Genomic DNA, 12,587 nt, shown 5'->3' on the forward strand with positions numbered 1-12,587 from the left:
AAATTATATATGGGTAATTTTTTAGTATGGCAGAGATGAAATTATAATATAAAGGCAGGTGCATATAATAGATAATACTGAAAAGAATGCTATAAGCTCGCCTTTCAGACGTGAAGATTTTTGACGGCGGGTATAGTTTGAAACCGCTATACATTTACTGTTTTTTAACTGTTGTGTATTCATAATAAAACTTGTCCTTTTTGTGAAATTTATTCTATATATAAAGTATATGAAATAAATTTACAATATATTCCAATTATTTTTGCGAAAAGTGAAATATTTGTAAACATACTTAAAAAGGGGTTTAAAATTTTAGATTGATATGGTATAATAACTTCAAAAATTGTGTATTTTCGGCGGTAAAACCGTTTTAAGATATATAGAAAGGAAAAAAGTGATGACATTATGTGCAAAATGTAAGAAAAACCCTGCGGTTTTCTTCATTACAAAAATGGAAAACGGAAAGACCACAAGCGAAGGACTTTGTCTGTCATGTGCAAAAGAGCTGGGGATTGCTCCGATTAATCAAATGATAGATAATTTCGGTGTGTCTGACGAAGAACTTGAAAATATAAATAATCAGATGTCCGAATTTATGGAGAGTATGGAAGGTATGCCTGGTATGGACGGCGATTTGTCGGAAATGCTCGGACAGATTTCGGGCGGTGAGGACGACGAAGGCGGTGCGGCTACCGCTCCTCTTGATGCGTTTAAAGATTTCTTTAATAATCTTGGCTCTAACTCAAACAGTGACGAAAGTACCGAGGAGAATAAAAAGGCGAAAGACAAAAAGCAGTCGAAGAAAAAACAGAAAAAGACCATGCTTGATACTTACGGCACAAATCTTACCGAAAAAGCCGCAAGAGGCGAGGTTGACAGAGTTGTAAATAGAGATGCGGAGATTGAACGTGTAATTCAGATTTTGAACAGACGTTCAAAGAATAATCCAGTTCTTTTGGGTGAGCCGGGTGTAGGTAAAACTGCCGTTGCAGAGGGCTTGGCTTGCAGAATATATGAAAAGAATGTTCCGCCTAAACTTTTTGAATATCAGCTTTATTTGCTTGATTTTACGGCACTTGTGGCAGGTACGCAGTTCAGAGGACAGTTTGAGGCAAGACTGAAAAGTCTTTTAAACGAGGCTGCCGAAAGAGGTAACGTTGTACTTGTAATTGATGAGATTCATAATATTGTTGCGGCAGGCGACGCAGAAGGGGCAATGAGTGCGGCGAATATTCTGAAGCCGGCACTTGCAAGAGGTGAAATTCAGATAATCGGTGCGACAACTCTTACAGAGTACAGAAAACATATAGAAAAGGATTCTGCGCTTGAAAGACGTTTCCAACCTGTTCTTATCGACGAGCCTTCTATTGACGAAAGTATCGAGATTTTGAAAGGTATTAAGGATTATTACGAAAATTACCATTCTGTAAAAATTTCTGACGATATAATCGAACAGGCGGTAAGGTTGTCGGAAAGATATATAACAGACAGATTTTTGCCTGACAAGGCTATTGACGTAATAGACGAAGCAGGTTCAAGAGTAAATCTTAAAAATAAGGCACTTTATGACGTTAAATTGTTGGAGGACAGACTTGATGTCATAGAGGAAGATATTGAAACGGCTACCGATGATGGCGATTTTGAAAAAATAGCCAACTTAAAAACAGAAAAACTTAAAGTTGAAAAAGATATTGAAACGGCTGAAAACGAGGCTAAAAAAGCAGAGATTACGTTTGACGATATTGCGGCTGTTATCGAGGGGTGGACTAAAATTCCCGTACATCGCTTGACGGAGGACGAATCTACAAAACTTCTTAATCTTGAATCGCGTATTCATGAGCGGGTTATCGGTCAGAATGAGGCTGTTGAGGCTGTTTCGCGTGCGATAAGACGCGGCAGAGCTGATATTACTACAAGAAAACGTCCTGTATCGTTTATATTTGCAGGCCCGACAGGTGTCGGAAAAACAGAACTTGTTAAGACGATTGCGGAAGTTATGTTTGATAACGAAGAATCGCTTATCAGAATTGATATGTCGGAATATATGGAGAAACATTCGGTTTCAAAATTAATCGGCTCACCTCCGGGATATGTCGGATATGATGATGCCGGTCAGCTTACAGAAAAGGTTAGAAGAAAGCCGTATTCCGTAATATTGCTTGACGAAATCGAAAAAGCACACCCTGAAGTGTTTAATTTGTTCTTGCAAATTCTTGATGACGGACGTGTTGCGGACAGTCACGGTAAAATAGTTAATTTTGAAAATACCATTATTATAATGACAACAAATGCAGGGTCTGAATTTAAGTCGGCGGCGGCAGGGTTTAACTCGAATGATGAAGTTAAACTTGACGATAACGTGGATAAGAGTTTAAAACAGTTCTTTAAGCCTGAATTCCTTAACAGAATTGACGAAATTGTAACATTCAAACCGCTTACAAAGGAAAATCTAAGACAGATTATTGACCTATTGCTAAAGGATATTCACGCAAAACTTGCGGAAAAAGACGCAAAACTTGTTGTTACCGATGAAGCGAAGGAACTTATCTTGGAAAAGGGTTACGATAAGCGATACGGTGCAAGACCGCTTAAGAGAGCAATCCAAAAACTTTTGGAGGATAAACTTTCAATCTTGTCGCTTACAGGTCAGATTACATCGGGCTGTGTGATCACCGCCGACAGAAAAGACAACGAAATCACACTTACGGCAGTTTCAAACTTGCTTGAAAATTAGTATGATTTTCCTGTGATATTTTAAACCTAACTGCAAATAATATTTATGTGCCGCAGGGGCGGTATTAAATATTATTTTATGGAGGTAAAATATCATGGCATGTTGTAACGGCGAAAAGAATGAAAGTATTAAATGTACTGTAACACAGTGTGCAAATCACTGTGATTCAGCAGATTATTGTTCACTTTCAAGTATTCAAGTGGGTACGCACGAGGCTAATCCTACAATGGTTGAATGTACAGACTGTAACTCATTTGAATTGAAGAAGTAATAAAAAATTTCAGAACCCTAAAAGGAACTGTAGAAAAATTATGTTTTTTCTACAGTCCCTTTGTTTATGGAGAAAATTATGGAGAATAAATTTAAGTATTCAAACGACAATAAAAGATATCATACATGGAACTATCATCTTCAGCGGAAATTCGGCGGTAAGGTGTTTAAGGTGGCGTTAAACGGCGGTTTTACGTGTCCGAATATCGACGGTAAAAAGGGCGTCGGAGGGTGTATATATTGTTCGTCAAGCGGCAGCGGTGATTTTGCCGGTGATCCGTCACATAATATTCTTACGCAGTTTGAGGAAGTCAAGGAGCGTATGCATAAAAAGTGGCACGAGGCTAAGTATATTCCGTATTTTCAGGCACATACAAATACATATGCACCTGCAAGCGTGTTGCGTGAAAGGTTTGAGCCTGTGCTGAAACAGGATAACGTGGTTGGGATAAGTATTGCGACGCGTGCGGATTGCCTTGAAGATGATGTGCTTGATTATTTGTCGGAATTGAATGAAAGAACATATCTTGTGACCGAACTCGGTTTGCAGACTGTTTTTGACGAAACCGGTGAAAAGATTAATCGCTGCCATACATATGCGGAGTTTTTGGACGGTTATAAAAAATTACAGGATAGAAATATAAATGTGTGCGTACATCTTATTGACGGCTTGCCGGGTGAAACGACAGATATGATGCTTGAAAGTGCAAAGGCGGTGGCGAAACTAAATCCGCATTGCGTGAAATTGCATTTACTGCACGTTTTGAAAAATACTCGCCTTGCAGATATGTACGCAAGAGGTGAGTTTGAACTTATGACTCTTGAAGATTACGTTGAAACGATAGTAAATCAGCTTGAAGTTTTTTCGGAAGAAACGGTTATACAACGACTTACCGGTGACGGCGGACGTGATTCACTTGTAGGTCCGCTGTGGAGTTTGAAGAAATTTGTAGTGCTTAATGAAATTGATAAACTTATGGTGAAACGGGATACTTATCAAGGGGTTAAGTATGGTGAATAGTAAAAAAGAGAAGTCACTGACTTCTCTTTTTTGAATTTTGGGACAGTGTAATACTGTCGTAGGGGCGACCATCGGTCGCTCACGGTAGTGCTGAAAAGTGACGTCAAGGGTGCCGTTCCACACGAAACCACCACTCCGACACTGCGTGCCACCTCTCCTCAAGGAGAGGCATATAAGGCTCCCATAGAGGGGAGCTGTCGACAAAGTCGACTGAGGGGGGAGAAGAAATGGGCGTTGAGGTCATTGTCCTGTACGAAACCACCACTCCGCCCTTGGGGCACCTCTCCTCAAGGAGAGGCATATAAGGCTCCCATCGAGGGGAGCTGTCGACAAAGTCGACTGAGGGGTGGAGAAAAATGGGCGTTGAGGTCATTGTCCTGTACGAAGCCACCACTCCGCCCTTTGGGCACCTCTCCTCAAGGAGAGGCTTTTCGGCTCCCATCGAGGGGAGCTGTCGACAAAGTCGACTGAGGGGTGGCAAGAGAAAAGCATATTCTTTTTATTTTTGCACCGTATTGAAAAGATAGGGAAAATATGATAAAATACATACAACAAATAAGAATGGAGATTAGATATGCTTGCAGTTGAACGCAGAAACAGAATAGAGCAGATAATAAATAAAAACAAGAGTGTACTTGTGGTGGAACTTGCAAAACAGTTTGAGGTTACAACCGAAACAATTCGCGGTGACCTTGAAAAACTTGAAAAACAAGGCGTGCTTGTTCGTACATACGGCGGTGCAACGCTTGTTGATAACAGCGAAATCGAACTTGCAATAACGGAACGTGATACGGTGAATTATGAGGGCAAACAACGTATAGGAAAATATGCGGCTGACCTTATAAAAGACGGTGAAACTATATTTCTTGACGCAAGTACATCGGCATGGCACTTGGCGAGATACATAAAAGGTAAACGTGGTATAACTGTTATTACAAATGCTGAAAAAATCGTGAATGAACTTTCAATGTGTGACCATATTCACGTTGTGTGCGTCGGCGGTGAACTGACGCCGAGAAATATGTCGTATATCGGACGTGTTGCGGAAAAAACAATAAAAGAAAATTATTATGCGAATAAGTGCTTTTTCTCATGCAGAGGTGTAACGCTCGGTCGTGGGCTTGTTGATTCGAGCGAGGGCGAGGCTGAAATAAAAAAAGCAATGCTTTCGTGTAGTGAATCGGCAATTTTCCTTTGCGATAAAAATAAAATCGGTAAAATAGGTGTTCCGAGAATTTCGGGTCTTGACGGTATAGATTGCTTTATTACAGACGCACAACTGACAGATGAATGGCAAGTGGCACTTGCCGAACAGGACGTTAAACTTGTGGAAGTGGAAAAGTAAAAAGTGTGTAGCAATTCGTAGGGGCGATCATCGGTCGCCCGAGTGGCAAAAATACAACCCAAATCGGTGTAAAAACACCGATTTTTTAATTTTTTTTAAATTTGTGAAACTTTTTTGAAAAAAGGTATAGCATTTTTAGCGTAAATACGATATAATTATAAGATAAAATGACTATTCATATGTAAAAATGTGAAAACGGTTACAGAACAAAGTATTGGAGGCTGACTTTTATGGAAGAAATTTTAAACATTCTTGACAAGGAAAAAGGTAATGTATCACGAGCGAAAATCGCGCAGATGCTTGGTATGGAGGAAAAGGAAGTCGCCGACAAGATTGAAAAAATGGAAAAGGAAAACGTTATTGTCGGTTACAAAACCATTGTAAATTGGGATAAGACCGACAAAGACGTTGTTGTTGCGCTTATCGAACTTCGCATAACTCCGCAAAGAGGTGAAGGATTTGATAAGGTGGCAGAGAGAATTTACAAATACCCACAGGTAAAATCACTTTACCTAATGTCCGGTGCATATGACTTGGCCGTTACAATCGAGGGCAAGAGTATGAAAGAAGTGGCATTGTTCGTTGCGCAGAAGCTTGCACCGATGGATTCGATAATTTCAACGGCAACTCATTTTGTGCTAAAAAAATACAAAGAGGAAGGAATTGTATTCGAGGACGATGAAAAGGATACAAGACAGGTAATTACGCTATGATAGATTATGAAAAAATTATTTCACCGGTAGTTTCGGCTTTACCGCCGTCAGGCATAAGAAAGTTTTTTGATATAGTTGCAGAAATGGACGATGCTATTTCGCTTGGCGTCGGTGAGCCTGATTTTACAACACCTTGGGCAATTCGTGAAGCCGGCATATATTCGCTTGAAAAAGGACAGACGCACTACACCGCAAATGCCGGACTTATGGAATTGCGTGAAGAAATCTGCAATTACTATGACAGAAAATTCGATATAAAATATAATCCGAAAAAAGAAGTTCTTGTAACGGTAGGAGGCAGTGAGGCGATTGACCTTATGGTAAGAACGCTTATTAATCCAGGTGACGAGGTACTTATTCCGGAGCCTTGTTTCGTTTGTTATCGCCCTTGTACGGTTATGGCAGGCGGTGTTCCTGTTCCGATTGAAACAAAAGAAGAGGACAATTTCAGACTTTTGCCGGAACAGCTTAAAGAAAAGATTACCGACAAGACAAAACTTTTAATTCTGCCGTATCCGAATAATCCGACAGGCGGAATTATGTCAAAGGAAGATTTGGAGGCTATTGCGGAGGTACTTCGCGGTACAAATATAATGGTACTGTCAGACGAGATTTATGCTGAACTTCGTTATGACGGCGAAAAGCATATTCCGTTTTCAAATTTTGAGGGTATGAAAGAAAGAACTGTTGTTGTAAGCGGTTTTTCAAAGACATTCGCTATGACCGGTTGGCGTCTTGGTTATGCGTTAGGTCCTGAAAGAATTATAAAGCTTATGACAAAAATTCATCAGTACGGCATAATGTCAGCACCGACAACCGCACAATTCGCTGCGATTGAGGCACTAAAGAGCTGTGACGATGACGTTGCGGAAATGCGCCGTGAGTACAATTACAGAAGACGCTACATAGTGGACGGTTTCAGAGCAATGGGACTTAGTTGTTTTGAACCGCTCGGAGCATTTTATGTATTCCCTTGCATAAAATCTACGGGTATGACAAGTGAAGAATTTTGTCAAAATCTGCTTATGGAAGAAAAGGTCGCTGTCGTACCGGGCAATGCGTTCGGCGAGAGCGGAGAGGGATTTATACGCTGTTCATATGCGTATTCGATTGAGAACATTCAAGAAGCACTTAAAAGAATAGAGAAGTTTGTTAAAAGACACAGTAAATAGGAGGAAAAAATGGATACAAAGTATATATTCGTAACAGGCGGAGTTGTTTCAGGACTTGGTAAGGGCATTACAGCCGCATCATTGGGAAGATTGTTAAAGGCAAGAGGATATAAGGTTACAATGCAGAAGTTTGACCCTTATATCAATATGGACCCGGGTACAATGAGTCCGTATCAGCACGGTGAAGTTTTCGTTACAGATGACGGTGCGGAAACAGACCTTGACCTTGGACACTATGAAAGATTTATCGACGAAAACCTAAGCGTAAATTCAAACGTAACAACAGGTAAAATTTATTGGTCGGTTATTTCAAAGGAAAGACGCGGTGACTATGAGGGAAGAACCGTACAGGTAATTCCGCATATCACAAATGAAATCAAGTCAAGAGTTTACCGTGTTGCAAATACGCAGGACACAGATATTGTTATTACGGAAATCGGCGGAACAGTCGGTGATATTGAATCTACACCGTTCCTTGAATCAATCAGACAGGTTGTAAAGGAAGTCGGTAAGGAAAATTGTATGTATATCCACCTTACACTTGTACCGTATCTTTCAACATCTGGCGAGCAAAAGACAAAGCCGACACAGCACAGTGTTAAGGAACTTCTAAGCCTTGGTATTCAGCCTGACGTACTTGTTTTAAGAACTGAAAAGCCTCTTGAAGAAGGACTTGCAGAAAAGATTGCGCTATTCTGTAATGTATCACCTGAATGTGTTATCGAAAACCTTGACCTTGATACGCTTTATGAAGTTCCTCTTGCACTTGAAGAAGAAGGACTTGCAAAGGTTGTATGTAACCGTCTTGGACTTGAGGACAGAAAGCCACAGCTTGACGATTGGACAAAGATGGTTGACGTCGTTAAAGACCTTATGAACGGCGGCAAGGAAGAAGTTACAATTTCACTTGTAGGTAAATATGTATCATTGCACGACGCGTATATCAGTATCGTTGAATCGCTAAAGCACGGCGGAATACAGAATTACTCAAACGTTAATATCAAGTGGATAAACAGTGAAGAAGTTACTGCAAAGACTGTGGATAAACTTCTTAAAGATTCTGACGGTATTCTTGTACCGGGCGGTTTTGGTGACAGAGGTATTGAGGGTAAGATTATTGCCGCTCAATATGCAAGAGAACACAAAATTCCGTATCTTGGAATTTGTCTTGGTATGCAGATTGCGGTTATAGAATACGCAAGAAACGTACTTGGCTACAAGGACGCAAATTCATCGGAACTTAACCCTGACACAACTCACCCTGTAATCGACCTTATGCCTGAACAACGTGACGTTGAAGATTTGGGCGGTACAATGCGTCTTGGATTGTATCCGTGTAAGGTTACACCGAACACACTTGCACAAAAGGTTTATAACAGTGACCTTATTTATGAAAGACATCGTCACAGATATGAATTTAACAACTTCTACAGAAATGAAATAACAGACAAGGGAATGGTTATTTCAGGTCAGTCACCTGACGATAAACTTGTTGAAATGGTAGAAATTCCTAATCACCCATGGTATATCGGTGTTCAGTTCCACCCTGAATTCAAGTCAAGACCTAACCGTCCGCACCCATTGTTTGCCTCATTTATCAAGGCGGCATTGGACAAGAAGAATAAGGCGGCTGAATAATTGGATTGCCTGCTTGACAGAAAGGTAAGATTAACTTGAAATATTATTGGAAGTATATAAAACCGTATATGTTGTTTTTCATATTAGGTCCTTTGCTTATGCTTACGGAAGTTGCGGGGGAAATCGTGTTGCCTAAAATTATGGCGTCAATGATTGACAGCGGTATCGGTGCGGAAGTCGCAGGACTTGGAACGGGATATATTTTGTCGCGGGCGTTGCTTATGATTGCGTGTATCTGTATTATGATAATCGGCGGTATCGGCGGTCATTTCTTTGCGATTAGGGCATCGGTTTATTTCAGTGCGGATTTAAGACAGGGAGTATTTGAAAAGGTACAGAACTTCTCATTTAAGAATATAGATAACTTTTCTACAGGCTCACTTGTTACGCGTCTGACGAACGACATTACGCAAGTGCAGAATATGGTTAGAATGCTTCTGATTATGGCAATGCGTTCACCGGGTATGCTGATAGGCGGTATTATAATGGCTTGTTCGATTAATAAAGAACTTGCGCTTATATTGGCATTCGTTATTCCGATACTGGCGATAGTGATAGGGTTGCTTTTAAAAACCGCGTTTCCGCGATTTGGTGCAATGCAGAAAAAACTTGATAATCTTAATTCGGGTATACAAGAGAATATAACGAATGTTCGAGTTATAAAATCTTTTGTACGACAGGATTTTGAAACAGAAAAATTTGAAGATGCCAACTCAGACCTTATGAATACTACAATGAGAGCCTTGAAAATCGTTATAACGACAATGCCGATTATGACGTTGGCAATGAATATAACAACATTGCTTGTGGTATGGTTCGGCGGTAATTTTGTTGTAGGCGGAAGTATGGGCGTTGGTGACCTTACTGCGTTTACAACATATATTACGCAAATTCTTATGTCACTTATGATGGTGTCAATGCTTTTCTTACAGCTTTCGCGTGCACTTGCGTCATCGACAAGAATTACGGAAGTGCTTAAAACAGATGTAGACCTTACAGATGAAAATGCGGGTCAAAAGGATAAGAAAGTTGAAAACGGCAGAGTTGAATTTAAAAATGTTTATTTCAAGTATTACGAAAAACGTAAAGAAAACGTACTTGAAAATATTTCGTTTACCGCAGAGCCGGGAGAAATTGTCGGTATAATCGGCACAACAGGTTCGGGTAAATCGTCGCTTGTACAGCTTATACCGCGTCTTTATGACGTTACAGACGGTGAAGTGCTTGTTGACGGCGTGAATGTTAAGGATTACGGTCTTAAAAATTTGCGTGACGGCGTCGGTATGGTACTTCAGAAAAATGTATTGTTCAGCGGTAGTATAGAAGAAAATCTTCGTTGGGGTGACGAAAATGCCACAATGGAAGAAATTCGTGCCGCTGCGGACGCCGCACAGGCTGACGGATTTGTAAACGCATTTACGGACGGCTATAATATGGAACTCGGACAAGGCGGTGTCAATGTTTCGGGCGGACAAAAGCAGAGATTGTGTATTGCAAGAGCGCTTTTGAAAAAACCGAAAATTCTTATACTTGACGACAGTACAAGTGCCGTTGACACAGCCACAGAGGCTAAAATCAGACAAGCGTTTACAACGAGTTTGAAACACTCGACTAAAATAATAATAGCACAGAGAATTACATCCGTAATAGACGCGGATAAAATAATTGTGCTTGAGGACGGAAAGATTGTCGGTATGGGAAATCACAATGAACTTATGAAAAATTGTGAAGAATATCGCGATATTTACTATTCTCAAACAGATAAAGAAAAAGAAGTTTCTTAATTTGTACATCTTATCAGCCCACGATAAGAAATGTATTGACTATGTGGGCAGAAAGGCTATGGAAGTAAAATGCCTCCAATGGGACCACCGAACAGGAACAGAAATCAGAAAAAACAGAAACCTAAAAATACAAAGGCAACTGCAAAAAGACTGTTTTCATATTTGGAACAGGAAAAGCATAAAATTGCGGCGGCATTTGTGTGTGTTTTGGTAAGTTCTGCGTCAACATTGTGCGGCTCGTATCTTTTAAGACCGATTATTAACGGACTTATCGATTCGACCAAAACACCTCAGCAGAAAATCACTTCGCTTATGGCAGGACTTGCACTTATGGCAGTGGTTTATGTACTCGGTGTCGGTGCGACATATTTGCAGGGACGTATTATGATTAGCGTTTCACAGGGTACTCTGAAACGTATCAGAGAGCATTTGTTCCGTAAGGTGCAGAAACTTCCTGTCAGATATTTTGACACAAACCCTACGGGGGACATAATGAGCCGTTTTACTAATGACGTTGATATTATCGGCGAAATGCTTAATTCGACTCTTGTACAGATTTTCTCGGGTACGATAACTTTAATCGGTACACTTGCACTTATGCTTTACACAAACTGGGTGCTTGCGGTTGTGACGATTGTAGTATCACCGATTATTGCAAAAATCGGAACTGCCATAGCCGGTAAATCGCGAAAATATTTTATGAAACAACAAACCGACTTGGGTAAAGTAAACGGTTATATCGAAGAAACCGTTACAGGTCAAAAGGTTGTTAAGGTATTTAATTATGAAGAAAATGTCGTAAATGAATTTTCCGAGCTTAATCAAAGTCTTAGAAATTCACAGGTTAAGGCACAGTTTATAAGCGGAATTATGGGGCCTTGTATGAACGCAATGAGCCAGGTCAACTACACATTGACGGCTTGTGTCGGCTCGATAATCGCTTTCGCGTCACGTTGGGGCGGAGGTGTTCCGTTTTCCGCGCTTGACATAGGCGGTCTTACTGTTTTCGTAAACTATTCAAGACAGTTTTCAAGACCTATAAACGAACTTGCACAGCAGGTTACAAATATTATGTCGGCACTTGCCGGTGCGGAACGTGTATTTAACGTAATGGACGAGACGGAAGAAATAGATGACGGTAAAAAACTTGTACTTGATAAAGTACACGGTGACGTCTTGGTTGAAGGTGTGACATTCGGATATAATCCCGATAAAACAATTTTGAAAGATGTTTCTGTTTTCGCCCACCCGGGACAGAAAATAGCACTTGTCGGATCAACAGGTGCGGGTAAAACGACAATAACCAACTTGATTACACGTTTTTATAATATCAATAAAGGAAAAATCACTATTGACGGTGTTGACATTAAGGATATAAGCCTTGAATGTTTAAGAGAAAACATCGCGATGGTTTTACAAGATACACATTTGTTTACAGGCACAATTATGGAAAATATCCGTTACGGCAGACTTTCGGCTACCGATGAAGAAGTTCGACAGGCGGCGAAAACTTCTTGTGCGGATATGTTCATAAAAAATATGCCTGAAGGCTATGATACAATGCTAAAGGGGGACGGTTCAAACCTTTCACAAGGTCAGCGTCAGCTTTTGAATATTGCGCGAGCCGCTTTGTCAAAAGCACCGATACTTGTGCTTGACGAGGCGACAAGCTCCGTCGATACAAGAACGGAAAAACATATCAATGAGGGTATGGACGCTCTTATGGAGGACAGAACCACGTTTGTTATAGCACACAGACTGTCTACAATTCGTAATGCGGACGCGATTATGGTACTTGAAAACGGTGAGATTATCGAAAGAGGTACTCACGAAGAACTGCTTGAAAAGAAAGGCAGATATTTTGAATTGTATACGGGACTCAAAGAACTTGATTAATTTATGCTATATGG

The 12,587-nt window shown here is 40.4% G+C and carries 9 protein-coding genes; all 9 read left to right on the top strand.

Going from position 1 to position 12,587, the window contains the following annotated elements:
* Nucleotides 1-397: 397 nt before the first annotated feature.
* Nucleotides 398-2,734: an ATP-dependent Clp protease ATP-binding subunit gene (locus ACLTU0_RS00935; RefSeq protein WP_022229841.1), complete on the top strand. Its 2,337-nt coding sequence runs from the start codon at nt 398-400 to the stop codon at nt 2,732-2,734.
* 94 nt (nt 2,735-2,828) lie between these two features.
* Complete coding sequence (locus ACLTU0_RS00940) at nt 2,829-3,005, top strand: DUF1540 domain-containing protein (protein ID WP_022229840.1); 177 nt, start codon at nt 2,829-2,831, stop codon at nt 3,003-3,005.
* A 78-nt stretch (nt 3,006-3,083) separates the two neighbouring features.
* Nucleotides 3,084-4,025 carry a TIGR01212 family radical SAM protein gene (locus ACLTU0_RS00945; protein ID WP_022229839.1) on the top strand — a complete coding sequence of 314 codons (942 nt, stop codon included), beginning with the start codon at nt 3,084-3,086 and terminating at the stop codon, nt 4,023-4,025.
* A gap of 574 nt (nt 4,026-4,599) precedes the next feature.
* A complete protein-coding gene (locus tag ACLTU0_RS00950) occupies nt 4,600-5,370 on the top strand; it encodes a DeoR/GlpR family DNA-binding transcription regulator (RefSeq protein WP_022228749.1) in 771 nt (256 codons plus the stop codon).
* Nucleotides 5,371-5,600: 230 nt separating this feature from the next.
* Nucleotides 5,601-6,083: an Lrp/AsnC family transcriptional regulator gene (locus ACLTU0_RS00955; RefSeq protein WP_022228748.1), complete on the top strand. Its 483-nt coding sequence runs from the start codon at nt 5,601-5,603 to the stop codon at nt 6,081-6,083.
* Entirely contained in the window at nt 6,083-7,255 is a 1,173-nt protein-coding gene (locus tag ACLTU0_RS00960; RefSeq protein ID WP_308457056.1) for an aminotransferase class I/II-fold pyridoxal phosphate-dependent enzyme, read from the top strand. The genes ACLTU0_RS00955 and ACLTU0_RS00960 overlap by 1 nt, the downstream gene beginning before the upstream one ends.
* Before the next feature lie 9 nt (nt 7,256-7,264).
* Entirely contained in the window at nt 7,265-8,893 is a 1,629-nt protein-coding gene (locus ACLTU0_RS00965) for a CTP synthase (protein ID WP_412321033.1), read from the top strand.
* A 35-nt stretch (nt 8,894-8,928) separates the two neighbouring features.
* Entirely contained in the window at nt 8,929-10,677 is a 1,749-nt protein-coding gene (locus ACLTU0_RS00970) for an ABC transporter ATP-binding protein (protein ID WP_412321034.1), read from the top strand.
* Nucleotides 10,678-10,746: 69 nt separating this feature from the next.
* A complete protein-coding gene (locus ACLTU0_RS00975) occupies nt 10,747-12,573 on the top strand; it encodes an ABC transporter ATP-binding protein (RefSeq protein ID WP_412321035.1) in 1,827 nt (608 codons plus the stop codon).
* Nucleotides 12,574-12,587: the final 14 nt, after the last annotated feature.

Source organism: Hominilimicola sp. (genome assembly GCF_046972485.1).
GTDB classification, from domain to species: domain Bacteria; phylum Bacillota; class Clostridia; order UBA1381; family UBA1381; genus Hominilimicola; species Hominilimicola fabiformis.